22 protein-coding genes are annotated in these 26,372 nt (G+C 49.9%); 13 read left to right on the forward strand and 9 right to left on the reverse strand.

All coding sequences use genetic code 11. The annotated features are described in order from the left end of the window. Together LKK83_RS29070 and LKK83_RS29075 are read left to right on the forward strand one after the other, a co-directional pair. A partial coding sequence (locus LKK83_RS29070) for an efflux RND transporter periplasmic adaptor subunit (RefSeq protein WP_324634954.1) occupies positions 1-1,396 on the forward strand: 1,396 nt, incomplete at its 5' end. 288 nt (positions 1,397-1,684) lie between these two features. Further along, positions 1,685-2,902: an ABC transporter permease gene (locus tag LKK83_RS29075; protein WP_324634955.1), complete on the forward strand. Its 1,218-nt coding sequence runs from the start codon at positions 1,685-1,687 to the stop codon at positions 2,900-2,902. A 261-nt stretch (positions 2,903-3,163) separates the two neighbouring features. Here LKK83_RS29075 and LKK83_RS29080 read toward each other — a convergent pair whose 3' ends face one another. The 3 genes from LKK83_RS29080 to acsF form a co-directional block, all read right to left on the reverse strand. After that, a complete protein-coding gene (locus tag LKK83_RS29080) occupies positions 3,164-3,367 on the reverse strand; it encodes a hypothetical protein (protein WP_324634956.1) in 204 nt (67 codons plus the stop codon). A gap of 88 nt (positions 3,368-3,455) precedes the next feature. Continuing rightward, positions 3,456-4,232: a hypothetical protein gene (locus tag LKK83_RS29085; RefSeq protein WP_324634957.1), complete on the reverse strand. Its 777-nt coding sequence runs from the start codon at positions 4,230-4,232 to the stop codon at positions 3,456-3,458. A 201-nt stretch (positions 4,233-4,433) separates the two neighbouring features. Further along, a complete protein-coding gene (acsF, locus tag LKK83_RS29090; RefSeq protein WP_324634958.1) occupies positions 4,434-5,510 on the reverse strand; it encodes a magnesium-protoporphyrin IX monomethyl ester (oxidative) cyclase in 1,077 nt (358 codons plus the stop codon). Between the two features lie 327 nt (positions 5,511-5,837). Between acsF and LKK83_RS29095 the strand changes: the two genes are divergently transcribed. Further along, positions 5,838-7,289, forward strand: a complete 1,452-nt coding sequence (locus LKK83_RS29095; protein WP_324634974.1) for a protein kinase domain-containing protein — start codon at positions 5,838-5,840, stop codon at positions 7,287-7,289. Between the two features lie 21 nt (positions 7,290-7,310). Here the strand turns inward: LKK83_RS29095 and LKK83_RS29100 are convergent, their stop codons facing one another. From LKK83_RS29100 to LKK83_RS29115, 4 genes are all read right to left on the reverse strand, one after another. Beyond that, positions 7,311-7,775: a DUF2996 domain-containing protein gene (locus tag LKK83_RS29100; RefSeq protein WP_324634959.1), complete on the reverse strand. Its 465-nt coding sequence runs from the start codon at positions 7,773-7,775 to the stop codon at positions 7,311-7,313. Positions 7,776-7,792: 17 nt separating this feature from the next. Next, entirely contained in the window at positions 7,793-8,680 is an 888-nt protein-coding gene (locus LKK83_RS29105) for a hypothetical protein (protein ID WP_324634960.1), read from the reverse strand. A 102-nt stretch (positions 8,681-8,782) separates the two neighbouring features. Beyond that, positions 8,783-9,301 (reverse strand): hypothetical protein, encoded by a 519-nt coding sequence (locus LKK83_RS29110; protein WP_442957387.1) that lies wholly within the window; start codon positions 9,299-9,301, stop codon positions 8,783-8,785. Positions 9,302-9,620: 319 nt separating this feature from the next. Further along, the gene (locus LKK83_RS29115) at positions 9,621-12,980 is read right to left on the reverse strand and encodes an ATP-binding protein (RefSeq protein WP_324634961.1); all 3,360 of its coding nucleotides are present in this window, start codon (positions 12,978-12,980) and stop codon (positions 9,621-9,623) included. Positions 12,981-13,030: 50 nt separating this feature from the next. Here LKK83_RS29115 and LKK83_RS29120 point away from each other — a divergent pair, with 50 nt between their 5' ends. Next, positions 13,031-13,168: a hypothetical protein gene (locus tag LKK83_RS29120; protein ID WP_324634962.1), complete on the forward strand. Its 138-nt coding sequence runs from the start codon at positions 13,031-13,033 to the stop codon at positions 13,166-13,168. A gap of 353 nt (positions 13,169-13,521) precedes the next feature. Here LKK83_RS29120 and LKK83_RS29125 read toward each other — a convergent pair whose 3' ends face one another. After that, positions 13,522-15,978 carry a PP2C family serine/threonine-protein phosphatase gene (locus tag LKK83_RS29125; protein WP_324634963.1) on the reverse strand — a complete coding sequence of 819 codons (2,457 nt, stop codon included), beginning with the start codon at positions 15,976-15,978 and terminating at the stop codon, positions 13,522-13,524. 329 nt (positions 15,979-16,307) lie between these two features. On the opposite strand from LKK83_RS29125, the gene LKK83_RS29130 reads away from it, so the two are divergent. After that, the gene (locus LKK83_RS29130) at positions 16,308-16,643 is read left to right on the forward strand and encodes an NAD(P)H-quinone oxidoreductase subunit M (RefSeq protein ID WP_324634964.1); all 336 of its coding nucleotides are present in this window, start codon (positions 16,308-16,310) and stop codon (positions 16,641-16,643) included. 310 nt (positions 16,644-16,953) lie between these two features. Here the strand turns inward: LKK83_RS29130 and LKK83_RS29135 are convergent, their stop codons facing one another. Further along, the gene (locus LKK83_RS29135) at positions 16,954-18,180 is read right to left on the reverse strand and encodes an ATP-binding protein (RefSeq protein WP_324634965.1); all 1,227 of its coding nucleotides are present in this window, start codon (positions 18,178-18,180) and stop codon (positions 16,954-16,956) included. A gap of 510 nt (positions 18,181-18,690) precedes the next feature. Here LKK83_RS29135 and LKK83_RS29140 point away from each other — a divergent pair. The 8 genes from LKK83_RS29140 (at position 18,691) to LKK83_RS29175 (ending at position 26,159) form a co-directional block, all read left to right on the forward strand. After that, positions 18,691-19,623, forward strand: coding sequence for a hypothetical protein (locus tag LKK83_RS29140; RefSeq protein ID WP_324634966.1), 933 nt, complete (start codon positions 18,691-18,693; stop codon positions 19,621-19,623). Positions 19,624-19,936: 313 nt separating this feature from the next. Then, positions 19,937-20,446, forward strand: coding sequence for a hypothetical protein (locus LKK83_RS29145; protein ID WP_324634967.1), 510 nt, complete (start codon positions 19,937-19,939; stop codon positions 20,444-20,446). Positions 20,447-20,740: 294 nt separating this feature from the next. Next, positions 20,741-20,932 carry a hypothetical protein gene (locus LKK83_RS29150; RefSeq protein ID WP_324634968.1) on the forward strand — a complete coding sequence of 64 codons (192 nt, stop codon included), beginning with the start codon at positions 20,741-20,743 and terminating at the stop codon, positions 20,930-20,932. A 24-nt stretch (positions 20,933-20,956) separates the two neighbouring features. Further along, positions 20,957-21,313, forward strand: a complete 357-nt coding sequence (locus LKK83_RS29155) for a PQQ-dependent sugar dehydrogenase (protein ID WP_324634969.1) — start codon at positions 20,957-20,959, stop codon at positions 21,311-21,313. A 142-nt stretch (positions 21,314-21,455) separates the two neighbouring features. Then, a complete protein-coding gene (locus LKK83_RS29160; protein ID WP_324634970.1) occupies positions 21,456-22,466 on the forward strand; it encodes a pentapeptide repeat-containing protein in 1,011 nt (336 codons plus the stop codon). A 644-nt stretch (positions 22,467-23,110) separates the two neighbouring features. Further along, positions 23,111-23,275 (forward strand): hypothetical protein, encoded by a 165-nt coding sequence (locus LKK83_RS29165; RefSeq protein WP_324634971.1) that lies wholly within the window; start codon positions 23,111-23,113, stop codon positions 23,273-23,275. 117 nt (positions 23,276-23,392) lie between these two features. Next, positions 23,393-23,881, forward strand: coding sequence for a hypothetical protein (locus tag LKK83_RS29170; RefSeq protein WP_324634972.1), 489 nt, complete (start codon positions 23,393-23,395; stop codon positions 23,879-23,881). Between the two features lie 433 nt (positions 23,882-24,314). Further along, complete coding sequence (locus LKK83_RS29175; protein ID WP_324634973.1) at positions 24,315-26,159, forward strand: PQQ-dependent sugar dehydrogenase; 1,845 nt, start codon at positions 24,315-24,317, stop codon at positions 26,157-26,159. The last annotated feature ends 213 nt before the right edge of the window (positions 26,160-26,372 follow it).

A 26,372-nucleotide genomic window follows, 5' to 3' on the forward strand; every position in this document is an offset into this window, starting at 1 on the left:
CGCGCGAGTGAGCCAACTGCGCGCCGGTAATCGTCCGCAAGAAATTGCCCAAGCCCGCGCCCGCCTCGAACAAGCCCAAGCGCGACTGAGCCAACTGCGCGCCGGTAATCGTCCGCAAGAAATCGCCCAAGCCCGCGCCCGCCTCGAACAAGCCCGCGCGCGACTCGATGCCCTGCGTTCCGGAAGCCGCCAGCAGGAAATCGACCAAGCCCAAGCGCAAATCGAACAAGCCCAAGCCACTTTAGCCCTTAGCGAAGAACGGCTGCAGCGCAATCAGCAATTAGTCAATGAAGGAGCGATTTCGCGCGATCGCTTCGATGAAGTGGTCACCGAATACCGCCGCGCCACCGCTAACCTAGAGCGACTGCAAGACCGATTAGAACAACTCAAAGAAAGTCGCATCGAGGCGATCGAACAAGCCGAAGCCCAAGTCGCAGAAGCGCGAGAAGCCTTAGAACTGCAGCAAAGCGGCGCGCGTCCCGAAGAAATTACCCGCGCCGAAGCCGAAGTGCAAGAAGCCCGGGAAGCCTTAGAACTGCAGCAAAGCGGCGCGCGTCCCGAAGAAATTACCCGCGCCGAAGCCGAAGTACAAGAAGCCCGGGAAGCCTTAGAACTGCAGCAAAGCGGCGCGCGTCCGGAAGAAATCTCCCGCGCCGAAGCCGAAGTGCGCGAAGCCCTGCAAGCCTTAGCCTTGCAAGAAATCGGCGCGCGTCCGGAAGAAATCTCCCGCGCCGAAGCAGAAGTGAAAGAAGCCGAAGCGCAATTAGAAGCCGCAGAAGTGCAGTTAGAAGATACCATCGTCCGCGCCCCGTTTGCCGGTCAGATTACCCAGCGCTATGCCACCGAAGGGGCATTCGTCACTCCCACCACCTCCGCCTCCAGCGCCGGCAGTGCTACCTCGACTTCGATTGTCGCCCTCGCCAGGGGGTTGGAAGTGCTGGCGAAAGTGCCCGAAGCCGATATCAGTCGGATTAAACCGGGGCAAACAGTGGAAATTGTCGCCGATGCTTATCCGGAGGAGGTGTTTGAAGGGAAAGTGAATTTAATCGCGCCGGAAGCGATTAAAGAGCAGGATGTGACGTTGTTTGAAATTCGGATAAATATTGAATCGGGAACCGATAAGCTGCAGTCGGGGATGAATGTGGATGTCACCTTTTTGGGCGATCGCCTCAACGATGCGTTGGTGGTTCCTACCGTGGCGATCGTCACCAATAAAGGCGAAACCGGGGTCTTGGTTCCCGATGACAGCGGAAAGGCTCAGTTTGTCCCGGTGACGATTGGTCCGACCATTGGCAATCAAATTCAGATTCTCAACGGTTTAGAACCGGGCGATCGCGTGTTTGTCGGTCTTCCGGAAGGGCAAAATCTGGAAGATATTCTCAACGATGAGAAGTAATATCGAGTAACCTAAAAAGGGGAAATGTCCCTGCCCGCAATTTTTGGCGCGCTTTCCCCTTTTTCCCTCAGCAACGTGCCTTTTCTATAAAAGGGGAAATGTCCCTGCCCGCAATTTTTGGCGCGCTTTCCCCTTTTTCCCTCAGCAACGTGCCTTTTCTATCCTCTGCAGAGGCGTCATAATTAAAAGAATAAGTCCGCGTCGGGGAATCGGCGAAAAGCCTCGGCAGAATTTTAATTGCCCCCTGGGATTAGCTCGAATTGACCAGAGTAGGATTGATAATTAACGGTGAACTTATTAGAAAGTGGAAAAATGGCGGCGAAAACGTTGGTCGCCAATAAGATGCGGAGTACCCTAACCATGTTAGGGATTATTATTGGGAATGCGTCGGTAATTGCCACGATTGGGGTGGGAGAGGGAGCGCAGAATTTCGTGGCGCAGCAGGTGGAATCGTTGGGGACGAATTTGTTATTTGTGATTCCGGGAAGTCCGAAAGCGCAACGACGACCGGTGACGCCGCCGCAAACGTTAGTGTTGGAAGATGCAGAAGCGATCGCCACCCAGGTTTCTTCTGTAAAAGCTGTCGCACCCCAAATTAGCAGCAACCACCGCGTGACGGCGGGAAATGCAAATACTTCCACCACGGTGGTGGGGGTGACGCCGGAATTTTTATCCGTGCGGAATTTTGATGTGGCCCAAGGTCGATTTGTGACGGAATTGGATTTAAAACGCAACCAACAAGTGGCGACGTTAGGTTCGGAATTGGCGGAGAAGTTATTTGGAAATGCCAATCCGATTGGCCAGTCAATTCGGGTGAAAAATACGTCGATTACTGTGGTCGGGGTGATGCAGCCGAAAGGTTCGACTTTCGGGCAAAATCAAGACGATACGGTGTTTGTACCTTTGACCACAATGGCGAAACAAATTGTGGGAACCAGTTCTCCTTATGGGACGAAAATTAGTTTTATTTCCGTATCGGTGGAAGATGAGGAGAAAATGAAGGCAGCGCAATTTCAGATTGAGAATTTGTTAAGGCTGCGGCATAAGATTACCGATGAAGATGATTTTACGGTTCGCAACCAAAAGGATTTGCAGGAAACCACGGGAGCGATTACCGGGGCGCTGACGGTATTGTTAGCGGCGATCGCCAGTATTTCGTTATTTGTGGGCGGGATTGGGATTATGAATATTATGCTGGTGTCGGTGACCGAGCGGACGAAAGAAATTGGCTTGCGCAAAGCCTTGGGGGCGTCACAGAGAGATATTTTAATGCAATTTGCGATCGAGGCGGTGATTTTATCCGTGGCGGGGGGTTTTTTGGGAACGGCGATCGGGGTGGGAGGAATTGTGTTAATTAGCAGTTTAACGCCTTTTGAAGCAGGGATTTCCCTCAGGGCGATTGTTATTGCCACTAGCGTTTCCGGTACTACGGGTTTAATCTTTGGTTTTTTCCCCGCCAAACGCGCCGCCCAACTCGATCCGATTGTCGCCTTGCGCGGGGCGTAGGGAGTTCAATTGGACGGGAAACCCTCTGATGTCAGAACCGAGAATTTAACTGGGGAAAGAGTTTTGAGTTTGAATGGGTGATAGGGTTGTCAATTGATAGAAGAAGTAGGGAGATGGCATGTCCTGTCCTTACCTTCTGTGTGGATAGTTATTTTTGAATAAGGGTTTGACTACCTGATTTTTAACCGAGCGATCGCCCAATAGCAAACCCCCCAACACTAACAGGTTGAGGGGGTTGACAATAATTGTTTCCGGGAATATTCATCGCATCAAATCTTCGCGCAAATCCCCGGGTTCGTTAAGCATTTCCGGAGTCACGCCCGGATCGTTGACTAATTCTCTGGGGTCTTTTTGATACCCGCCTTTCATCACCAGGTTGCGCGGGTCTACAGCATCTTGTTTGGCTGTTTTGTTCTCGGTATTTTCTGCGGGTTGTTGGGGTTTTTTGGGGGTTTCCTCACTCATAAATGATGCCTCTATTGAGTCGATCGCTTATGTTTAGGTTAGCGAGTGTTTGAGCGGAGGAACCACCCCCTACAGACAGAGATTGGAGTTAACTTCCCGGCATCCATTCCAAAACGATACCGACGCGGGTATCGTTATCGTCATCGGCATCTTGTCGCTGCAGGTCCGCCCCGATGCGAAATTGGCGGGCGATCGCATAGCCCACGGAAAAGCTTGCCACTCCCACGGTCTCATCGCTACCGATGCCCACGCGACTGTAGCCCAAAGACAAATCTGCCGCCCCAGTGCGAGAGAGGACCAACATCACTCGTCCACCCAGTTGTAACCCATCGGTGGAATAGGAATCGCCATCGATTTGACGATATCCCACCACCGGGGCAATATTAAAATAGCCGCCTAGGGGAAGCAGATAGTAGCGTAACTCGGCACCGCCACTGGAGCGATCGCCCTCGCCACTGGCATAATAATCGCCACTGAGAGTTAAACCGGTACCGCCCAAAAACAGGTCTTCCACCCCCACATTAAAGCCACTGGCATCGTCATTTGAGGGTTCTCGAGCGTATCCCACCCGCACCCGGGTGCGAAAGCTCGGATCCGAGCGAATTTCTTGCAAAACATTGGGGGTTTCTTTCAACCAGCGCTGTAGGACCGGACTGCTTTCGATGATTTCCGGACTGAGGTCGAGTTCTTGTGGGGTGCGAACCGAGGTGGGTTGGGGTAGGGCTTCAGATTCTTGGGCGGATAAGGTACCCCCACCGAGGAGGATGCCGCCGCACAGAGTCAGACCCAGCAAACGGGCGATCGCAGTTAGGGGTTTAAACGCCCGGACACTGCTTTTACCAGGAAACTGTATTTTTTTGTCCATTAAAAAAACCGATGAATGGCGCGGATTGAGACCAATACTCAATCTTACATCTTTGTGTTAAAATCGACTTGACAATTGCCCCAAAATGTGAATCGGGACAATTGGCTAACCCCACTTAATTAGACAAACAAAAACGGCTCTGCAAGCAGCAGAGCCGTCAGACGAAACAACAGAGGAGCGAAACCGGAAAACTAAGTTAACTTAACGAACTGCCCCTTCCATAGATGCTGCGTCGATTGGCTTGAGGAAATAAAGCCGCAGCAGATGCCAGCCATTGGATAAATAAAGGGGAAGTTTCTGGAAAAACTGCAAGAACTTGGGCTTATTGGAACTTGCAATTTCTGCTAGTTTAGCATTATTTTCGGTGCAAGTGTCCAATCGCGAGAAAAACTCTGGATGGTCCACATCCAAAATCACCGGGAACACCCGTCCGGCAGTTTCGTTCGTCTTGCGGATCACATAAACGTCGTATTCGCGGGCATCCAGACCGATCGCCTTGTAGAACCCGGAACGCTGAATATCGTTCAGGAACATGGTTGCAAAGACGGAGAGCAAAAAGAAACGGCACCACAGCTTTGCTTTCCAATCATTCAAGAAGGAAGGCTGAGCCTTCATCAGGGCATCAAAGAAGTCGCCGTGACGGTTTTCATCCTGACACCAATTTTCAAAGAAGCGGAAAATCGGATAAATGCAATCTTGCGGATTCTTCTCTAAGTGACGATAAATCGTGATATAGCGCCAGTATCCAATCTTTTCGGACAGATAGGTAGCGTAGAAGATGAATTTTGGCTTAAAGAAGGTGTATTTCTTGCTCTTGGTCAAAAATCCCAAATCCAGGGACAGGCGGAAATCGGACATTGCCTTGTTGAGGAAGCCGGCGTGACGGGCCTCATCGCGAGACATCAGGGCAAAGCACTCTGCCAACACGGGATTTTTGCCTTTGAGTTTGCGAGAGAGTTCTTTGTAAAGCAGGAATCCGGAAAACTCGGCGGTGCAGGATCGTTCCAGGAACTCCACAAACAGGCGGCGAGTTTCGCCATCCACATGGTCCCAGGATTGTTCGAACTGTTCGTCGCGGACGAAATGATGACGGTTGTAGTCGGCGCGGAATTCTTCGAGGATGGCGCGGAGTTCATCTTCGTTGGGAGAAATGTCCATCCGAGCCATTTCGTCGAAGTCGGTGGTGTAGAAGCGGGGTGTCAGGATGGTTTCCTTAGCCGGAATTTTGACCCCATCTCGCATTTCTTCAAACGCTGGTTTTTTTAGGGAATCTACCATAGGTGTGGGTGTTGTCTTCTTATGAGTGTTCTACAGCAACGAGGGTGACGCTGAGTCCAAGAGTGCGGTGGGTTGCTTTGGCCGATAAAGGCCGTGCTTCCCTTGAGCGAAGTTGTTTGACGAACGTTAGTTTAACAGTGTAACAGGGGATGACCTCAGAAAAGAAGGTCAAGCTGGATAAAAATATATCAACTTTTGTAACGCGGCAAGTCACAGGATTGAGAATTGAGAATTGAAAATTAAGAATTGACAATTTTAGCTGAAAGCCAGTGGCGGGGTGGTTGTGCCAACATTAAAGAAACAGAATCCGCACTATTGCTTCTTTCTATGAGTTTCTGCTTAAATCCCAATTGCCAGAAGCCCCAAAACCCAGACTCTGCCCATTTTTGCATCAATTGTGGGGCAAAATTACTCTTAGGCGATCGCTACCGAGCCATCCACCCCCTAGGTGCTGGAGGTTTCGGCAGAACCTTCCTGGGAGTCGATGAGTATAAACCCTCAAAACCCCGCTGCGCCATCAAACAATTTCATCCCGATCGCGGCAGCAACAACAACTCCGAGAAAGCGGCGCAACTATTTCGCCAAGAAGCCATCCGACTCGAACAACTGGGGCAACATCCGCAAATTCCTGACCTGCTGGCTACCTTCGAGCAGGAGGAACGCCAGTATCTCGTCCAAGAATTCATCGACGGACAAGACCTCGCTGAAGAATTGGCCCTCGGCGGTACCTTCGACGAAACCCAAATTCGCCAACTCTTAAACGACTTGCTGCCCGTACTGCAATTCGTCCACGAACGGCAAGTCATTCATCGAGATATCAAACCGGAAAATATCATTCGCGATCGCCGCGATCGGCCCTTAGTTCTCGTAGACTTTGGCTCTTCAAAAGTTGCCACCGGTACCAGTTTAAGCCGCAGTGGCACCGTCATTGGCTCCGCCGGTTATGCCGCTCCCGAACAAGCCCTGGGAAAAGCCACCTTTGCCAGCGATATTTACAGTCTCGGCGTCACCTGCATTCACCTGCTCACCCACATCGAACCGTTCGACCTATTCGATACCCGCGAAGGATGCTGGGTGTGGCGAGATTACTTAGTAGATAATCCACTCAGCGATCGCCTCGGACAAATCCTGGACAAAATGCTGCAACATCCCCTGGGACGACGCTATCACACCGCAGCAGAGGTCTTGGAAGATTTAAACGCCCCCGAGACCCCCGCCGAAGTGCGCCCCAGTTCGCGCCCCTCGGCGTCCCATGCCTTGGAAACCAGCCGCCCCCAAGCCCTCGTCAATTTGGGCGACGAGCGAAGCAAACGTGTGAGTCTGAGTTACCTGCTGTGGGCGGCTGGATTATGCGGGTTGGGCGGGTTGCATCGGTTTTACAATGGCAAAATCGTCACGGGCGTGCTCTGGTTTTGCACGGGAAGCCTGTTTGGGGTGGGTCAAGTGCTCGACGTGTTCCTGATTCCGGGCATGGTGGAGAACTATCAAAGCAAACTCAGAGGCAAACTGGGGGTGTCCGCCTCTGGGGTTCCCCTCCCTGTACAAAATGCGATCGCCCAAAACATCTCCCCGCAAAATCCCAACGAACTGATGGTCAAACTGGTGAAAGCTGCCCAAGCCAGAGGCGGCAAACTCTCCGTCACCCAAGCCGTCATCGATACCGACGTCGGCTTTAGCGAAGTGGAAGCTGTACTGACGGAAATGGTCTCCTCTGGCTATGTCAGCGTAGAAAACGACCCCGTAACCGGCATCGTCATTTATCGGTTCAACGAACTATAACTAACCTCTTTCCCCCGAGGCTTAATTCCAGGTCAGCCACTTCTGACCGTTGAGCCGCTGTACCACATAAAACACCAGCAACTTTAGGTCAATCTTGCGCTCGTCAATCAAGAACGGCTCGATGGTACTCGGGACGTTGGATCGCTCGAAGCAGGCAAAGGCAAGCTGCCCTTTAATATCCTCATCGGGAAAATACACCCGAAAGTGTCGTTGCCCACCAAACCAATCCCCTTGCACTTGCGCCCATTCTGAGTCCGAACTCATCCCCGCAAGGCTTACCTTCTGCTTTGACAAGCTTACGGTGATGTCCTCTAAGCCTTCTGCCACAAGGGCTTCTTTCAGGGCGGGCAAATAGTGCTGCTCGATGAACTCCCCAAATGGCTTGTCCTCTAGCTTGGGTGGCTTCTCCTTTTTCTTGGCTGCCGCTTTGGCGGGGGGCTTTTTCTCAGTGGAATTTTCGGGTTTCGGATTCTTTTCTTCGGCCATTGATGCTCGATCCTCAGTTAAATCTCTGCAACAGCTCGCTCGATTAAGCGATGAGCTAGGGTTTGAATCCCCGTATGCTCATAGTAATTCGTGGACATGTCAAGAAATGCCGCTACATAGTCCAATTTATCATCAGAAATTTCTATGAACTTCTGCAGGTTGGCGGCTACCTTCTCGGGGGTTAAGCCCCGGGAGGCGACGAAATTACTCATCCATCCGGAGGTGGCGGCAAAGCTTTCGCCGATAAAGCCGAGTTGTCCCTCGGTACTCGACCCGGGAATCATGCTGCTGAGACGCTCGAACATCGGGTTTTCTTGTAGCTGGGAGGGCTGCAACCCACTGAGGATGGATTGCGCTTTCATAATGAAGTCCGGCCCGAGGGGAATTAGCCCGTCGAAGCACACTAGGGCTGCCATCCGCATCAGGGACTCTCCGCCATAGTCTCCCAGGGCGTTGGCAAAGTCTCCTATGCTGTCGCCGGGAATGCCGTTAATCTGGCAAAAGGCAATCAGTTCGGCAACTAATTTTAAGGATAAATCGATGGTTTGCGCTTTGTCGGCTTTCGGGGTAAGCCGATTTAAAAACCCGAGAAAGTTGATTTTTTCTCCGACTTTGTTGGCTAAGGCGGCGGCCCCGAGAGTACCGCCAAAACTATCTATGGTTTGGTACAACCATAAGGCGCGTTGATATCCTTCGGATTTGTCGTTGTACAGGTAAATGGCCCGATCGCCAATTTGTTGGATGAACTCTTCGTCGGTTTCTCCGGTTACGCTGCGAATGGTGTTTTCAAACCCGACTAGGTTATCCCATTCTCCAGGTACTACAAAGTCGAGCGATCGCAGTACGTACACCGTAACGTTATTTTTCGGCAGTTCATCGACTAATTCATAAATCGGTTTGCTCACGTTTAACTCCTTCTTTTCCCAACAAGGTTCCAGTTTGCTTCAGTTTCATGCGGCTTTTCTCTTGTGCAGTTCTCAATTCAACTGTCGCAACAACTGTATGGTTTATTTCAGTTGTCGCAATCCGTTTAAGTTGAATTTTTGCAGCCACGCTTCGCGATCGCTGGCGCTAAATGACGGATCGCGCGATTGCACTTTCACTTGGAAGCGATCGCCCACTAACACCGCCGTTCCCTTTGACCCGACGCTCACCGCCGGATACCCGCCAATCGTCTGCGTGCTATTCTGGAATTTTCGCACCGCATTCGGGTTATTGGCAGTATCTGAAATCGACAACATGGCTACTTCTTTCCCTCCTCGCTTCAATTTCGCTTCGGCAAACCCTCGTTTCTCTTGGGCGTACACTCGCTGGTATTCCCCGGCGGCGGAGGGGAAAAATTTATTAAACTGTCCTCCCGCTACCGATTCCCCCGCTGAGGTTCGGTTGCGCGCCACTTGGGTACTCTCCTGCTGCGCGCCCTCCCACCGGGAGGTTTGCTGCGGTTGCGTACAACCACCCACAAGCAACAACAGGGCGAGTAAACCGGATAATATTATCTGACGACTGCGCGATATTCTCATCATTGTTTCTTCTCCAGCATTTGCCACGGATTACCTGTTATTTTACTGGCTATTCCCCAAAATACAGGAGTCTGTCCGGCGATCGCTCTTCTTTTCTCTGGGCTTTTCCCCAACCTCTCTCGGTTATTCTTTCCCTCGCGCTGTCGCTGATGATTTTATTGATGTCGTTTGCAATCCCCTCGGTTCGCTTCAACCACGGGCATTCTCGCTTACCTACTCTCCAGCAATGGTAAAATTCAACCCTTCAATTCAACCCGATCAAAACTTTGATATGAAATTCAATTTTAAACCCAGGATTTTTAATCAGGTATTTTTCAAGTTATTACCTGCATTTTGCCAGATAAAAAATAGCAGCCTTGTCGTTGGGGTTGATTTTCAAGACTTTCTGAAAAAGAAGATAAGCTTGTGCTTGTCTTTGTTTGTGAAACATAAAAACCGCTTCTTCAAATAAGCTTTTAGTGGTTTGCTTCAAAGATTGATGCTCGATAGAATCTCCATCAAACACTTCAAACACAGAAACCGAGGAGCTTTTGCCTTTTACATTGACACAATCTAAGAAGCGATAGTTATACTCAGAAAAATCTGCTACTTGACATAAAGTTTGTCCGCTAATAATAAGAGTAGCACCATAAATTTTCGTCAAGCCTTCCAAGCGGGATGCTAAATTAACTGCATCTGCGATCGCAGTGCTTTCCATGCGTTCCCGTTCGCCAATCGTTCCTAACATCAGACAGCCGGTATGCACTCCGATACCAATTGCAATCGGAACGCGCTCGTATTGTTGTCGATACTCATTATAGAGCTGCAATTGTTCCTGCATGGCAATTGCTCCTCGAATCGCATCATCTACTGATTCTGGAAACAGCGCCATAACAGAATCTCCAATATATTTGTCAATGAAGCCATTATTAGCTCGAATCACCGGACTCACGCGACTTAAATAATCATTAATAAAATTAAAATTTTCTTCCGGAGACATAGCTTCTGATAGACTAGTAAAAGAGCGAATATCCGAAAACATAACCGTCATTTCCTTCTCGATGTGGTCTCCTAACTTAACATCCACAATGCTTTCATATCCGAGAAAGCGAAGAAAATCATGGGGGACAAACCGCGCGTAGGCTTTATTAATTTGCGTCAACCGAATGTGAGTTTTAATGCGCGCTAATAATTCAGCTTTGGAAAAAGGTTTGGTTAAATAATCGTTAGCCCCTGCAGTAAATCCTTTCACTAAATCGGTGGATTGATTTTTGGCGGTTAACATCACAATCGGCAATTCACTGGCTAAAAATGTTTCTCTCAGTTTTTGGCAAACTTCATAGCCGGTCATCCGGGGCATCATTACATCGAGTAAGATTAAATCTGGCTTAAACCCTTTTTCGATAATTTGTAAAGCTTCCGCACCATTGGTCGCATATTCGAGAGAATACTGCGCTAAAGAAAGTTGATTTTCCAACACTTTCAAATTGATAATTTCGTCATCGACCACTAAAATTTTAAACGCTTCGAGGGAACAAAAAAGAGGGGGTGATGTGGATAAAGTAAAAAATTCTTCCTCATCATTAATAACTGAAGTTGGGGGTGAGCTATTATCCATTTGCGAAACCGCAGAAAAGTCTTGTCCTTGTTGAGTAGAAATGGGTAGGGTAAAGTGAAACGTCGAGCCGACGCCTACCGTCGATCGCACCCAAATGCTTCCCCCGTGCAATTCTACTAATTTTTTGGTTAAGGTTAAACCTAAGCCGGTACCGCCGTATTTTCGGGATGTAGACCCATCCGCCTGTTCAAAGGATTCAAAAATTTGTTCTAATTTCCTCTCTGGAATCCCAATCCCCATATCAGTAATCGTCACCCGCGCTTGGGGAAATTTTTCAGCAGTAATCGGCTTATAATTGGGAATAACAACCCCCGCCGATGTGACTAACTGTGCTGAAATTTCGATGCTTCCTTCTTCTGTAAATTTAATCGCATTTCCCACGAGATTGTAAAAAATCTGTTGCAGGCGATTTTCATCCCCATCGACTAAGGGAAAGTCGGGAGGAATTGAGTTGATGAGCTGTAAGGATTTATGACCTAAGAGTACCTGGGAAGTTTTTAGCACGATGTCAACAATAGCGCGCAAACCCACTGGCTTAATTTGCAGCTCGAGATTTTTGTGTCTGAGTTTGGAAAAATCTAAGATATCATTAATTAAGTTGGAGAGTCTTTTGCCACTCAAGACAATCATCAGGAGGTTGCTGCGGATGCGATCGGGTAATTGCCCGCCTGCACTATCAATTAATGATTCGGCAATGCCGATGATACCATTGAGGGGGGTCCGCAGTTCGTGAGAGGTGTTGGCTAAAAATTCGTCTTTGAGTTCGTTGAGATGCTTTAAATCGGCATTTTTGCTTTCTAACGCAGCAAAGGCTTCTTGCAACTGTAGCGCCATCCGATTAAAGGCTTTTGCCAGAACCCCTAATTCATCAGAACGCTCTAGATTTACTGTCTGGTCGAATTCGCCTTTTGACAAGGCAGTAGCGGCGGTTTTGAGTTGCAAAATGGGTTGGACGATCCAATGGGTGGTGAGCAGTCCTGCTGAGGTTGCTAGGAGGAGTGCAGCTACACAAAGGAATAGGGTGAGTCGAGTATTTTCATAAATTTTTTCCATGAAATCGGATTCGGGAACTACCACAACAATCAGCCAATCTAGACCGAATTCGTCTTGAAATGCATTCACTTGAACGAAGTGTCGCTGACCTTCTAGCTTAAAGGCGAGTTGGTGTTGCTGGCGAATATGAGTTAATTCGCCAAAATTATTGGTTAAATATTGGGCTGTATGGCGGATTAATGGGTGGTTGACTTCTGTTGCCAATCGTCGCTCTAGTTTTTGCGTGGTAGAATTTTTGAAAAAGGGTTTTTCGCCTGTGGAACTGGCAACTAATAATCCGGACCGTTCTATAATAAATGTTTCGCCAGAACGGCCAATTTCTAACCCTTGCAAAAAATTAGCAAAGTGAGAAATTTTTAAATCTACGGAGAGAACTCCCTGAAGTTTGCCTTGGTTGTCATAAAAGGGTTCGACAAAAGGCATTCCCAAACTGGGATAAGCAGAATAGGGATAGATGTCTCCCCAAGTGGGCTGACCGGCTTGCACGGCATTTCTGTACCAGGGGCGAATTTTTGTGTTGTGGTAATCGCCAATGGTGATGAGTTCTACACGCTGACCTTGGGGATTGGTGGCGTAAATTTTGTAGTCACCTGCAACAAAGTTATCGGTGGCTTCAATAATTAAACTGCCGTCATCTTGCCGACCTGCAGATGCTAATCCACCGGCTTCGTTGCCAAAGTAAATGTAGCTCACTGCTTGGTCGAAGATTTGAAGCTGATTCCAAAAGTATTTTTCTAAGTCGGCTTGTTTGAGTTGTAAGGAATTATCGCGAATTCTTTGGGCCGTGATTTGATTGATTACACTGGGAATGGTTAAATAATCTTGCAGTTTTTGTTCGATGCGATCGCTGATTTCTCCTTGTAACTGAAATGCCAGCTCTTCCACTGCCTCTTGACCATTTTTAAAGGACAAATATCCCACCAGTCCGACGGCTGTAAAAATTTGCAGGAGAAATGGCACAACCAGGATAACGCGAAGCGGGACTTTTCTAGACAGACGGGAAAGGGAGTGGTTCCGGAACTGAGAAAACATACTGAATTGCCCATTTTTAAGCAAGATTAGCGGATTTTAAACGAGAACTGATGCCCGAGGAGTCTGCCTATGTGGTGCGTTCTCGCGATCGCCATAAGTTGGCTTTGGTTGCGCGATCGCGACCTGAAGGAGTTCCGAGGGGAGTGGTCCGCCCATTGTTAACGCCGCGATCGCCATCTGCTGTTTGATTCTATCCCTATCCCTCCACAAGAGTCTCTCTATTTTTCTACCTACTTGCATATTTCGTTATCAAACCACACGGATGCCAAATTCGGGGGTTCTCGGTCTCCACAAGTCGGGGAAAACCATGTCTCAGTGCGGATAGCTTTCCTCGCCAATTTGGCATTGAACCGATCGCGCTTCGGTTCAGCGCACTCCACTCAGACTCAGCAAATGCAGAGTCTTTCCAGACATCGGTTTGCCAAGCGAATTTTCTATAATATTGCAATTTAACCGTTTAATGCAACGGGGGTTTTGCCCCAAATGTGGCCGCTTTAGCCCTGGGGAGAGAATTTTGCGGGTAGAAGCGATCGCCCCTCCCCTAGGGTTGAGAGTCCATCTGCTGAGATTCCGGGGGTATGGAGGATTCCCCCTTGATGCATCCCTGGGTATGTTCGTCGGTAAGGGTGGGATTGAATAACACCACAGAGCGATCCAACAAAAACTCTTGAATCCACCCCAAGTCTCCCTCGCGAATCCGGGGCTGGGTTTCGGGTTCGGATCTGGGTGAAGGTTCCGCAGGGGGAGAGTCCTCTACCGTCGGTGAGGGAGAAGCCTGTTCCACAATTACCTCCGGTTCTTCCACCACGACAGAGGAGGTGTCCCCTTCTGTCGGGATGAAACAAACTTCGAGGCGCACCCAGGGATCTTCTCCTTCGTCATATTGCTTATAACTAACCTGTAGCACACTTCCGGGAGGGAGGATGCCCAGCTCGTTAGCGGGGATTTCCGCGCCAGGTTGTTGGAGTAATACGAGAGAAGTGTTGTTGTTGCCAGTATCGATAATGGAATCGCGAATTTGGAGGAAATCGCCAACGTTCAGCGCCGGACTTACATCATTGAACTCCGGGGTTGATGTGGCAGGGAGAGGAGAATTTGTGGACTCCTCACCCATTTGCAAGGGAAACTGGGGAAAGGTTTTGAACCCTTCGGTGAGAAACCAAGCGGCAGCCCCAAGTCCGAGCAGTAATAGGATAGCGAGTACCAGGGGGACGGAGAAAGGCGATCGCCGGCTGGGTGGTATCAATTTGGTGTCGGCATTGTTGGCGGGGAGTGCGGTATCCTCCTCATGGGCGGGCATGGCGGTTTCCGAGGCGAGGAAATCCACCGGCGGCACCTCATCGAGTTGCGCCACCAAATGATTCGGGTCGATACCTGCTTGGCGAATCGGCTCGACTTGACAGTAAACCACCGCTACCGTGACGTTATCGTGACCGTTATGAAAATTGCCGATATCGAGGAGTTTGGTAACGGCGCGCGCTACCGTGAGTTCGCCGGTTAAAATGGGGAGAATTTCGGTTTCCCAATATTGCTCCACGCGATCGTTGTCGCTTAACCCATCGGAGCACAAGAGAAACACGCTATCTTCATCGATGATAAAGCGCTGCACTGAGGGATGGAGTAAGGAGGAGGAATTCATCCCCAAGGCTTGAATTAAAGAGCCAGCAGCACCTTGTTGCAAAGCGTCGCGGTAGAGGGCGTAGCCTAAGCGCACTTCGCGCGAGGCGACATCATCATCCAAGGTGACTTGACGACAGCCGGTGCGGGTAATCCAGTAGGCGCGACTATCTCCGATGTGGTTGATGTAGAGTTCGTGGTGACGGGCCAATGCCATAACCAGAGTAGTGCCCATGCGCTGTCGTCCTTGGCGCTGCTGGCTATCGTTTTGTTCGGAAATTAGGTCGTTGGCGATCGCGCTGGCCCGTTCTAATTCGGCGATCGGGATTTGCGGATCCAGGTCTTCGGGATTTCTTCCCAGGAGATTGACGATGCGCTGTTGTACGGCTTCGATCGCTAGGTTGGATGCCACATTGCCCCCTTCATGTCCGCCAATCCCATCGCAGACGATCGCTAACGCTTCGGCCCCGGGGGTGGCGTTGGTGTGGCTGTCGCTGGGGGGATAGCAGGCGTCTTCGTTGCGGCGACGGGTGGGTCCTTGGTCCGTGCGGGTGGCGATGTGATAGGTGCGTTTGTGCAGTTTCGCGCAGATAACCAGGGCGCGATCGAGTAAGGCAATCAGTTGAGGGGCGGTTTTTACTTCCACGCGCACCAGCATCTGGCAGAGTCGCTCGAGATAAGGTGCGATCGAGCCATTGGCAGTGCTGACCCATCCACTCCACAGTTGCCCTAGTTCGTACAAGGGCGGGTTTGCTGGTGTATTCTCTAACTCTAACAGCCGCAAAATTGACCCTTCCACCCGCAGTAAGGCAGGGTTTAACAAGCTCGCCGCCACCCCCTGTTTGCTCGCCGGTTGCCATAAAGAAGCGATTTGCCACAACCAATTGAGCTGGCGCATGGGGGAAGCACTTTCCCAGCTTTCGGCAAGGGTGGGCATCAGCTTCGGATGGGCAATTTCGGTGGCGCTGTCCCCATTGGGGGCGGGGAGGATGGTCCCTTGGGGATAGATGGGGGCGTCCTCCAACAGCCAAATCTGCTCTTCAGGGCGCGTTGAGGATTGCGGCAACCTGCCGTACACTTGGGGCACCTGTAGCCGATGGGGAATCAATCGCAAATACGGCACAATGGTTTCGGGAATCTCCACCGGCATTTCCGGCAAGACTCCCGGTTTGGTGTCCAGCAGGATCCGGTCTCGCTTGCGGACGTAGCGATCGGCTAAAATGTCCCCCACCCTATAGTTTTCCAGTTCCGCCGCACCGATCGCCCATAAGTACCTTTTGGGCAGGGGCGTGCCGCATTTTTGGCAAAACTTTTGCGTCTCGGGATTGGGGGTTTGACAGGTGTAGTTTGGGCAATATATGGTCGCCGCTGTTTTTTGCATGGAGTTTCCTCGCGCCTGAAAGCTGTTTTGGTGCAGCTAAATTTGGGAACACACTACCCTCACCCAACTTAGCTTATTCTAAAATCGCTTTGTTGGTGTGCCATCTCCCCGATTTTAACCCTTTGTGACTCGCCCGTTAACCCCCACTACTGCGGAGAATCTTCCCCGGGATAGAAATCAACGGGCGGGTTAAAGACGCCACAGCCGTTTTTTCAGGTTGGCTGTGCTCGTTTGCCGTATCTTCTCAGAAAAATCCGCTTTTCCTGGAGCTGAGGCTTGACGCCGCTTTACAATTAAAAACACTATCTTATCGCGAAAGAATCTATTCCATGCTCAAGTCAACAACCCGTCACATTCGGATTTTTACCGCTGAGGTTCAGGATAACGAGTTCGTACCCCGGGATGATTTGCTCACCCTGGATGTGGATCCCGATAACGAGCTAACTTGGAACGAGAATAGCTTGCAAAAGGTTTACCAGAAGTTCGATGAGTTGGTCGAACTGTACGATGGTGAGGAGTTAACCGAGTACAATCTGCGCCGTATCGGTTCGGATCTGGAGCATTTCGTGCGATCGCTCCTCCAACAAGGGGAAGTCAGCTACAACCTCAACAGTCGGGTTCTCAACTACAGTTTGGGTCTGCCCCAGGTGACGCCGGAAGAATAATATCTTCTCCCCTCGATTGGTCTGCAAAAGCCCCACACCTGAAAAGGGTGGGGCTAACTGCCCGCCGACACGGGCTATTTTTTGGCCAATTCTCCACAGCGGATATCACAGGGTCATTCCCTGTGCTAACAATCAGCGCGATTGCTAACCCTAAACCATTAGGATAAACCCCCTCGTCTCCCGATTCACCAGCGCAAGGGACGCAGGGGTTCTCTCCGGGGGCGGAAAAACGGGATGGGCGATCGCAATTGATGACCCATTAGTTAATATAGACTGAAAACACCCGGTTTCTCATCTGTGCTTCACTCCCTCAAACAAAGCGGTGGGTGAATTCATACCTCATGTCGATTCGTCCTTTGCGTAAAACTGCCGGGTCTAACCGTTCTGTGGTATTGCAAGTCATCAAAAATACTAGCTTTTGTTGCGACTGAATCCCATTGTCGTCAATCACGCTCTGATATAAGGTGCCATCGAGCAAGCTGAGAATATGCTCGGTTTTATTGCTCCGTTGCGCGGTTTCGCTGGAACGATTTTGCGCTAAGTTATCGGCTTCGTTGATAATAATGCAAATTCGCTCTAAATAACTCGGCGGCACGAAATTTTCTACCGCATCGTGGTCGAGAATAAAAATAGCATACCCCAGGGGCACTAAAATTTCTTTGGCCACGGCTTGGGTCCAGGCGGTTTTGCCAGTTCCGGGTTCGCCGTGAACTAGAATCGCTAGTTGATTTTGGGTTAAAATCGCCTCTTGTACTTTGTCGCTAAAAACTTGAATGTCGGTGGGAAAGGTGCGGATGGGAAATTCGCTGTGCAGTTGTCCCACTCGACTTTGATAGCCACTGAGCATGATGGCTAAATTATAGGTGGATTTGTTGATTAGCGATCGCAAATCTGGGGCGATTAAACTATAGCGGCGTTGATTTCTCCCGGAATTCTGCACCCGCCCAAGTTGCTCGATTTGCAGCCAGATTTCTTGTTTGCTCCAATAGGCAAATACCATTCCCATTGTTTCGATTCGATCCCAATTCACAAACCGCTCGACCGGATAATAAAAATGCCGGTCTTGATAGGTTTGGGTAATGATATCCGGCGTTTCCAATAAATTGAGGATTTTAAACAGGGTAATTTCCTGCAACCGACGCAATACATAATCAATGGGAATGCTGTCGCGACTGACTAACTGAATCACTGGGGATTCTGCCGTTAGTATGTCGCTGTTTCGATAGTTCGGGCCGGCGGGTTCTGGAGTAATGTAATCCCAAAAATCATCGATGTCCCCGCGCGTGTAATCGGAAAATAAATTGAAAAAATTCGCCCACCAGTCATAGTTTTTTCGCCCTAATGCATCCGCAATATCGCTGGCAACATCTAGGCTTTTATGGGTGAGTTCTAAAGGGTCATTAAAGACGAGATGAAAGAAATAACCCCAGTCAAATTCCCGCGATAAAGGTCGCCAACCAGCCCCGAGCAATCCTCGGTCTTGATTGGCATGGCGATCGCGCTCGTTGTTGGGGTTCCCAATGTTTCCAATTGCCATAATTTGCGTTCTTTCGTGGGGTTGTTCTATTCTACCATTTTTTTAATTTCCTGACATTATCCAAGTCAATTTTATCCCAATTTGCCCGGTTTTCTGTTGCTACTTTTGGCGCAACTGGCGGTGGGTTTTTCCGCCTTCACGGACTCTGTTTTCGGTTAACAAGGAAGGCTAGCGCTGCAGCATGTCGAAGTCGCTGATGTCTTTCTCTAATTTGCAGAAATTACATGACCTCGTAGAATGTTTTGATATTGATATGCTACACGCATACTACAGGGCTGTCAAGGGGGTGGGGAAAAAATTTTTTGCCCTCTACCGGGTAAGGGGCGATCGCCCCCTTGTCGGATCCGCGACCGGGGCGCATTGCAAGTTAACAACTGTGGGCAAGGGGATTTTTTCTGGGAACCGATCCGTTGCGCGATCGCCTCTGTCATTCACCGCCACTGCGCGATCGTGATAGTCTAGCGATCGCGGGGTAAAGATAGTGAATGAATTCCTCAGAGGGCACCAGCCATGCAATTATCTAAACCAGAACTCGACTTATTTTACCGCCTTTACTATTCCTTGTTAGCCTATGTCAATCAAAAATTTGGCCTAATCCCCGGACTTTATACTTCCGACGAGGTGGCCGAACTGACTGTGGCAGAACTGGATACACTCCGGCAAAATTTATATAGATACAACTATCTCTTTGAATTGTTTGCCGAAGAAAATCCCCTCAAACTTTCTGCAGCTCACGCGAACATTGTCGATGGATGGAAGAACTTTATCCGAGGAAAGTTCTATATTTATAGTTACCGCGACCCCTACGCGATTTTTATCGCCGATCGCCCCCCTTATAAAGCCTATGGCGTCTGCGCCTTAGATCGACCCTTTTCCGCTCTGGTGGGCAGTGCCTTACCCGTGATGACGGAAACTGTCTTGTTACCCTTCAACCATAAAATTATCTATGACGGTACCTTGCAGCCCTATCCATTTTACTTTGGGCGCAGCATTCGCGGCAGTCTCAGCGAAACCTATGGCAAAGCTATCGCCCAATTTGGCATTATCGAAGATTTAGAAAGCCAAGATACAAACGCGCCATCCGAACCGGAACCGACACCGGAACCCACAGAAACCGACTCTCTCGCAGACCTGAGCGATACCGAACTGCTGCAATTTTATATCAGCAGCGAGGCACATCGAGAACGATACTGGCAGGAGATTAACGAACTCATCGACCGCGATGCAAAGCTGAAATACCTGTATTTTCAGGAAATGGGCCAGCGATACGCTCAGGAGTATCGCGATCGCTGGCGAGAAATCGGTATGAAAAAAGCCTGGATTGCTCTCTTTGAAGAAATGCCTATTGCTAGCGCTGCTACTAAAGCCGAGTTGGAGGGAATTTTAAAAAAACTCCTCCCCGCCCACCAGCGAAAATTGGTGTACATCTATCGATTGAAGTAGAGCAATATCACATTAACCCATGAAAATTAATGCGGGGGATTGAAATCGCGCCTGGGCCGGCATTAGCGAAGCCATGCCCGCAGCGGGCTATACGCGGACTAAGATATTGCCGGGGCAGGAATTCCCTAAGGCGGAGTTATTGTGAGGCACGCTTGGGGGGTGCGCGGAAGGCTGCTATGGACCGATCGCCTATCCTCAGGGTAAATTAGCCTACACCATCTGCGCCTTCAGTTATCAACTTTGTTGCCTATGATGAAAAGGGCGATCGCGTAACTGAGCGATCGCAAACGTGAAAATTAAGAGGAACAAACCCATGCGATCGAGAAAGCACAAATTGAATAAGCGCAGAGTATCTATTTCTGTACTCTCCCTCTTTTTGGCAATGAATATTATTGCCTGTGGCACACCGTCGAATCCCGAGGCTAACAGCACCTCGAATAACGTATCGGCTAACTCCACCGCCGGGACTGTGGCCCAAATCGACAAGGCAAATTTAGGGCAAGAAATTGTCACCGAACCCCTATCTCCTACCCCGATTCGCATCACCTTAGAGGAGTTGCTCGAATCATTTGCCTCCGATAGCGCCTCCAAACCGCCGCAGGTGGTGGATATTCCAGCAAATCCGGTACTCAACGTGCCGAAAGGCTTCACGGTGAACCTCTATACAGACAACCTCAACAGTTCCCGCTGGTTGCAACTCACCCCTAGGGGGGATGTGCTGGTGACGGAGACGCCAGACAACCGCATTCGCCGGCTGCGCGATAGTGATGGGGATGGGGTTCAGAAGTTCGCAAACCCTTCGCCACCGCTGAAAATGGCTTAAATTTACCCTCTGGGATGGCGTTTGGGGGTACTTTTTTCTGGGGAATACGGCAGAGGTGCGGCCCTATGCTTACCGGGAAGGGCAAGAGCCACTCCAGGGAACTGGGGAAAAATTGCCGATTTGCCCGGGGAAGGGTATCGCCAGCACTGTGAACCCGTAATGTGGTGGTTTCGCCCGATGAGGACAAAATTTACCTGTCTGTAGGGTCAAAATCGAACCTGTCTCGCGAACCTTTACTCCGGGCGTCGGTGCAGGTGATGAATTTGCATGGGTCGAATAGGGATACCTTTGCTTATGGGTTGCTTCGGTCCGGTGGGATTGGATTTTCGTCCGGTGACGGGACAACTTTATGCCACGGTGAACGAACGAGATGGACTGGGGGATAATTTGGTGCCGGATTTTTTGGCTGGTTTGGATAAGGGGGAATTTTTCGGATGGCCTTATGCCTATTTGACTCCGGAATATGTGGATCCGCGTCGGATATAGAACGGAAAAAGCGAACGTCCGGAGTTGGTTAGTCAGAGTCAGACCCCTGCGGTGTTGTTTCAATCCCATTCGGCGGCTCTGGGGTTGCAATTTTACGATCGCAGCTCCTTTCCGGCAAAATATCGCAATGGGGCATTTGTGGCGTTTCGGGGCAGTTGGAATCGCGATCGCGGTATCGGTTATAAAATAGTTTTCGTTCCTTTCGATGACTCGGGAACTCCAGAGGGCTACTATGAGGACTTTCTAACCGGATTTTTGCTCCAACCTGGAGTGCCCACTACCTGGGGCCGTCCTGTGGGAGTGCTGGTAATGCCCGATGGCAGTTTGTTGTTTACTGAGGAAGGGAATAATCGGATTTATAGGGTGCAGTATGGCGGGTAGGGAATTACTTATCGGATGCAGGAGAATTGGGGGGAAATCAACACCCGCCTAGGGTCGCTGGGAGTTAAAATCCTCTGCTGTTGATGGTATTCCACCGGGTGTCCGAGGAATGCAGGTTTACCGAAACATAGAGGAACGCAAATTGGCTAGTCGAACAATTCAACACTTTCGTCGCTGGATCGGATTGGGTATGCTGTTGCTGGGGTTTGCGATCGCCGCGATCGCCTTGCCGGTGCGATCGCAATCTGCCTCTCCCGCAGTTCGCTTGATCCAAACCAACCAATGTCCCGCCTGTGACCTCCAAGGTGCCAATCTCAGCAACGCTAACCTGGTGGGGGCAAACATCAGCAGCTCTAACCTCACCGGGGCAAATCTCCTGGGCGCAGATTTGCGCGGGGCTAACTTCAGCGGTACCAATCTCACCGATGCCCGATTGGTCAATGCTGACCTGCGAGGGGCGAATCTCACGGGAGCAAATCTCAGCCGTGCAAACCTGACCAGCGCCCAACTACAAGGAGCGATTTTATTCTTAATTAACCTCTCTAATGCCGATTTAGATGAAGCCAATCTCAGCGGCACGGATTTATCCCGGATTTATTTAGAACAGGCTAATCTTAATAATAGCAATCTCAGCGGTACTAACCTCACCGGCGCAGAAATGTTTGGCGTTAATTTGAATAATGCCAATCTCAATGGTGCGATTTTGAACGGGGCGAATCTCAGTGGGGCGATGCTGCGAGAATCCGCCCTGCGCGGGGCACAAATGGAAGGGATTAGTCTGCGAAATGCCAACCTGACGAATGCTAATCTGCAAGGCGCTTTTTTACTCGAGGCAGACCTGAATAATGCGGATTTTAGCTTCGCCAATCTCACCGGGGCAATCCTGAATCAAGGGATTCTGATTCAAGCTAATTTAACCGCCGCCGATTTGACCGGCGCTTCTTTAGTCGATGCCGTTCTCACTAATGCCGATTTTACCAATGCCGTTCTCGCCGGGGCGATTATTCAAGGGGTGGAAGTCACCAATACCAATTTTAGCGGCGTGGACTTGACCCAGGTGTATTTGGAAGATGTGGATTTTCGCCAGTCTAATTTGTGTAACGCCCTGTTACCCGATGGGACAAAAGGGCCTTGTCGTCGGGGGCGCGATTAACACTGATGCAGGCAATATAAAACCGAGCCAATCCCACGCCCTCGCCAAAAACCACCCGAAAAAAGCTCAACCCGATACCTCCGCCGAGGGAAAATCACCGGAGAATCCACTATAATGATGGGAAAGGCAGGTTTCAATTCTCCCCCGGACGGGTAGGAAACCCTCATTCCCCCTTGCGCGGGAATGCCGCGTAACGCACCCGACCAGTGGAGTATAGACCCCTGGATTCCCGCTGGTTCGGGAAGGACATGCATGCTGCAACTCTCAATATTAGGAGGAAAAGGATGAAATTTAAAGACTTTATCGAATTTTTCCCTGGAGCTATTGAAGAAAATTATGTAACGCTAACGGAAGAAGAGTTAGAGGAGTTATGCAATTGACTAGAAAACTTAGATGGAAACCGCAAAACAACCCAATAAAATCTCAAACAGTGGGTTAAAAATCATCCCAAAATTAGAGATGCGGTGGTCAACTTTTCTGAATTGCCAGACCGGGAAAATGTAAGTTATCCTCGGCGTCAACCCCGCAGGGAAGCCGAAGTCTTACAAAACCTGTTTGAGCTTCGCCAATTGGAACGAAAGCAAAACGATAAAAAGTCCAAAAATAGCTAACTTTAAAACTTTCTACCCAATGCCTAAACTCAAATGTCTTTTGTACTTTATGCTCCCAACGTCCATCTGTTTGCCTTTCACCGATGGGAAATAGAAGACGCAGAAGTTGACCCGGACTATCGAGCGCATTATTTGCAAGATTGCTGTAAGGAAATTTTTCAAAGGTTTGGTATCCCGCCAGAAGCGTTCAAACTCTGAACGGTTGACTCTAATCGTCCCCTCGATATCCTCCTGGAAAGAACAACTGAGAAGAATATTCTTCTCACTGTAGAAGGTAAACTGGAAGAAAAAAAGATAACTGGCGTCGTCACTTACTTGCAGCTTTATGATAGCTATTGCCTGTATTTAAACCTGGGAATTCCCGAACTAGACGAACATCAAAACCGCACTCAGCCAGTAGATGTTTCGATTATCAATAAAATCAACCAAAATCAGCAGTTTATTTTGGAAAGTTCTATCGGGCAGGTGGTTATTTTAACCGGATGGCTCTCAAAGGAACAACAGCAAAAAACGCCAAAGGATTGGCAAAAACTGGCCGATCGCTGCGTGCAAAGTTTCCTGGAAGAATCAGGCTGCACCTCTCCCCTCTGCTATCAAGCTAACCAACTGTTTGGCAGTCCTGTTTTTGAATATGGCGACCCTCGTTATCCCGATAGATACAATACCATTTGGGTGTGGTTATTTTTCGACGAGTCAAAAGATACGGAAAAACCTTCTGCCCCCGCCGAGTTAAATCTGGTCGTTCTAGATCTAGAGTTCCTGAATTTTTTTATCGCCAAAAAGTTATCAAAAATTTTGAAATGAGTCGGAAAAATTATACAAAAACGAGCCAAAGATATAAAAAAATTAAAACCGAAGTTGAAAACATTAGAGCGCTCATCTCGCAAAGCAACCCTCACCGAAACAGATCGATGGGGACTGAAAGTCCCCGCCTCATAGCTGAAGTCGTCTTTAGACGACTCGATGCGCTAGTTCACGTCTTAGTGTTCTTTAGAGGACTTCAGCTATCAGCCAGGGATTAAAATCCCTAGCGGGTGTCGATCGAGGCGCTAGCTTATATATGAGAAATACGGGGATTAAAATCCCTGGCGGGTGTCGCTATCAATTATCTCATTATTGAGCCAAAATGGTATAACATAAATTCCAGAGGAATCGCAGTCAAAAAAGTCCGCCTACGCGGACTTTACCTATGCCTCGGCGCGATTTCAATTCCCCGCTGTCCATCCCCCGAATCATCATGGTACTCGACCTATTTCTCGACCTAGACTTCTACCGGGTCACCAATCCCGATTTAGCCACCTTAAACAACCCGCAACTGTTAACCCACCTAGAAACCACCGGACTCCAAGAAGGGCGAGAATTTTCTCCCTGGGTAGACCTAGACTTTTATCAACAGATAAATCCGGATCTAGTAACCCTAGACAACGCCCAACTCTTCACCCACCTGCAAGAGTATGGTTTGGCAGAAAACCGTCGCTTTTCCCCAGTAGTCGATTTAGAATTGTACCGCCAGACTCATCCCGATTTAGCAGACTTGGACGCCGACGAATTGTTAGGCCACCTGCAAGGGTATGGATTGGGGGAAGGACGGGTTTTTTCCCCAGTTTTTGACGTAAATTTTTATCGATCGCAATATGGGGACCTGCAAACTGCCGGCATGGACAATCGCGCCTTATATCGGCATTTTCTCCAGTGGGGAATAGCAGAAGGACGCACAGGGTCGGCGGCGTTTGACCTGACGGAGTATTTGAGGGAAAATCCCGAATTAGTCGCCGCCGGATTTGATAATTCCGAAGCGCTAGAACATTTTGCACTGAATCAGGTGATGGGAGAACTGGAGGGGAATCCTCTCGGCCCAGACAGACCGCCGGTGGAACAGGCGATCGCCAATCTCGTGCCCACGGAACCCCTAACGGCGCAACCGATTCGCATTACACCTGCGGCCCTAGCGCCACCCTTTGCCAGTGACAGTGCCTCCAACCCGGCGCAGGTAGTGCCGGTGCCCTCGGAAGCGGCGCTGCAGGTGCCCGAAGGGTTTACGGTGAATGTATTTGCCGAGAATCTCAACCGCCCGCGCTGGTTGGCGGTGACTCCCACCGGGGATCTGTTAGTGACGGAAACCCCAGACAACCAAATTCGGTTGCTGCGCGATACCGATGGAGACGGTGCGGCTGATTATACCACAATATTTGCCGATGCGAGCAACGGATTAAACCTGCCATTTGGAATGGCATTTGCGGACAATACCTTTTTTGTGGGCAATACCGGGGAAGTGTTGCGCTTTGACTACACTCCGGGGGAAGAGCGCTTAAGCGGGAGGGGAGAGGCGATCGCCGATTTGCCCGGAGAAGGATACCGACAGCACTGGACCCGCAATGTGGTGGTCTCCCCCACCGGGGACAAGCTTTATGTATCCGTGGGGTCTGAGTCCAATGTGCAGGAAGAACCATTACCCCGCGCCTCGGTACAGGTGATGAATTTGGACGGGTCGGCGCAAGAAACCTTTGCCTTTGGGTTGCGAAACCCGGTGGGCCTGGATTTTCATCCGCTGACGGGTCAGTTATATACTACAGTCAACGAACGCGATGGACTCGGGGATGATTTGGTGCCCGACTTTTTCACTGGATTGAGTGCCGGTGAGTTTTATGGGTGGCCCTATGCCTATTTCACCCCGGACCGACTGGATCCGAGGCGATCGCTCGACCCCAACAGCGCCGCCGCGCAATGGGTGGCGGGGACTCAAACCCCAGACGTGCTGTTTCAGGCGCATTCGGCGGCCCTGGGCCTCCAGTTTTACGATGGGGACACCTTCCCCCCGGCGTATCGCAATGGGGCGTTTGTCGCCTTTCGGGGGAGTTGGAACCGCAATACCCCCACCGGTTACAAATTGGTGTTCGTGCCCTTTGATGAGGCGGGCAATCCCCAAGGGGAGTATCGGGATTTCTTGACTGGGTTTCTCCTGAGTGAAGACCCGCCCCAGACTTGGGGACGCCCTACTGGGTTGTTGGTTCATCCCGATGGCAGTTTGTTATTTACTGAGGAGGAGAACAATCGGATTTACCGGGTGCAATATACGGGTTGATTGGCGATTGGCGAGTGGCGAGGGAGTTGCGGCCTTAACCGCCACTTGGGTTAAGGTGTGGTTAAAAGGGGTATGATTTTGCTCTCGATGCTGTTAAAATGATTCCCTATGGAGAATTGAGGATTAAGTCAGCACTCCGCTCTAAAGAGACGGGGCTTCTAGCCCCTGACTTTAGGTAGCTGACCAGCCTAAGCCCTACGAGGGCTACGTTCA

The sequence above is a fragment of the Phormidium sp. CCY1219 genome, from assembly GCF_035615515.1.
Classification (GTDB): Bacteria; Cyanobacteriota; Cyanobacteriia; order Cyanobacteriales; family Laspinemataceae; genus CCY1219.

Coding starts and splice junctions, on each gene's coding strand:
- LKK83_RS29095 (WP_324634974.1), top strand. CDS start 5,838: ATGAGTTTCTGCTTAAATCCCAATTGCCAGAAGCCCCAAAACCCAGAC.
- LKK83_RS29175 (WP_324634973.1), top strand. CDS start 24,315: ATGGTACTCGACCTATTTCTCGACCTAGACTTCTACCGGGTCACCAAT.
- acsF (WP_324634958.1), bottom strand. CDS start 5,510: ATGGTAGATTCCCTAAAAAAACCAGCGTTTGAAGAAATGCGAGATGGG.
- LKK83_RS29135 (WP_324634965.1), bottom strand. CDS start 18,180: ATGGCAATTGGAAACATTGGGAACCCCAACAACGAGCGCGATCGCCAT.
- LKK83_RS29115 (WP_324634961.1), bottom strand. CDS start 12,980: ATGTTTTCTCAGTTCCGGAACCACTCCCTTTCCCGTCTGTCTAGAAAA.
- LKK83_RS29100 (WP_324634959.1), bottom strand. CDS start 7,775: ATGGCCGAAGAAAAGAATCCGAAACCCGAAAATTCCACTGAGAAAAAG.
- LKK83_RS29145 (WP_324634967.1), top strand. CDS start 19,937: ATGCGATCGAGAAAGCACAAATTGAATAAGCGCAGAGTATCTATTTCT.
- LKK83_RS29130 (WP_324634964.1), top strand. CDS start 16,308: ATGCTCAAGTCAACAACCCGTCACATTCGGATTTTTACCGCTGAGGTT.
- LKK83_RS29150 (WP_324634968.1), top strand. CDS start 20,741: ATGGGTTGCTTCGGTCCGGTGGGATTGGATTTTCGTCCGGTGACGGGA.
- LKK83_RS29125 (WP_324634963.1), bottom strand. CDS start 15,978: ATGCAAAAAACAGCGGCGACCATATATTGCCCAAACTACACCTGTCAA.
- LKK83_RS29110 (WP_442957387.1), bottom strand. CDS start 9,301: ATGATGAGAATATCGCGCAGTCGTCAGATAATATTATCCGGTTTACTC.
- LKK83_RS29120 (WP_324634962.1), top strand. CDS start 13,031: ATGCCCGAGGAGTCTGCCTATGTGGTGCGTTCTCGCGATCGCCATAAG.
- LKK83_RS29080 (WP_324634956.1), bottom strand. CDS start 3,367: ATGAGTGAGGAAACCCCCAAAAAACCCCAACAACCCGCAGAAAATACC.
- LKK83_RS29140 (WP_324634966.1), top strand. CDS start 18,691: ATGCAATTATCTAAACCAGAACTCGACTTATTTTACCGCCTTTACTAT.
- LKK83_RS29165 (WP_324634971.1), top strand. CDS start 23,111: ATGTCTTTTGTACTTTATGCTCCCAACGTCCATCTGTTTGCCTTTCAC.
- LKK83_RS29085 (WP_324634957.1), bottom strand. CDS start 4,232: ATGGACAAAAAAATACAGTTTCCTGGTAAAAGCAGTGTCCGGGCGTTT.